Genomic DNA, 598 nt, shown 5'->3' with positions numbered 1-598 from the left:
GTTCTGGCCATAGCCGCCATTGGGGCGGCGATCACGATGGCGCCCGCCATTGTTGTCGCGGCCGCCATTGTTGCGCCCGCCATTGTTATCGCGGGCCTCGCGGCCACCTTCCCGGTTCAGCGCGACCTCGGCCGGCGTACCTTCGATAACCGGCTGCGGGCCGGCGCCATGGTTGACCACCGGGATCTGGACGTCGGAAGCAGCGTTGCTGTTGTTGCCGCTATTGTCGAAATCGTCGCGGTCCTCATCGCCATCATCGTCGAAATCATCGCGATTCTGCTGCGTGTTCTGGATCGGCATCTGCGCCTGTGCGGCCGCGATGATGCGATTGTAATGCTCGGCGTGCTGGAGATAGTTCTCCGCCATGACCCGGTCGCCGGAGCTGTGTGAATCACGGGCAAGGGTGGCGTATTTTTCGGCGATCTGCTGAGCCGAACCGCGGATCTTCACGTCCGGGCCATTGCTCTCGTAGTTGCGCGTCAGGGGATTAGGCCCCTTGCGGTTGTTGTTGTTATTGTTGTTATTGTTACCACCGCCGCCGCCATTGTTGTTGCGACCGCACATGCGCCTGTTCTGCTGTTGTGGCCTCATCAAACTC

1 protein-coding gene is annotated in these 598 nt (G+C 61.0%); it reads right to left on the bottom strand.

Translation table 11 applies throughout. The features are described from left to right. The coding region (locus EN969_RS34275) for a DUF4167 domain-containing protein (protein ID WP_127419936.1) at nucleotides 1-591 on the bottom strand (591 nt) is incomplete at its 3' end. Between the last annotated feature and the right edge of the window lie 7 nt (nucleotides 592-598).

The organism is Mesorhizobium sp. M7A.F.Ca.CA.003.01.2.1 (assembly GCF_003998945.1).
Taxonomy (GTDB): domain Bacteria; phylum Pseudomonadota; class Alphaproteobacteria; order Rhizobiales; family Rhizobiaceae; genus Mesorhizobium; species Mesorhizobium ciceri.
The sequence above is the reverse complement of the archived record's forward strand: the minus strand, read 5'-3'. Positions and strand labels throughout refer to the sequence as shown.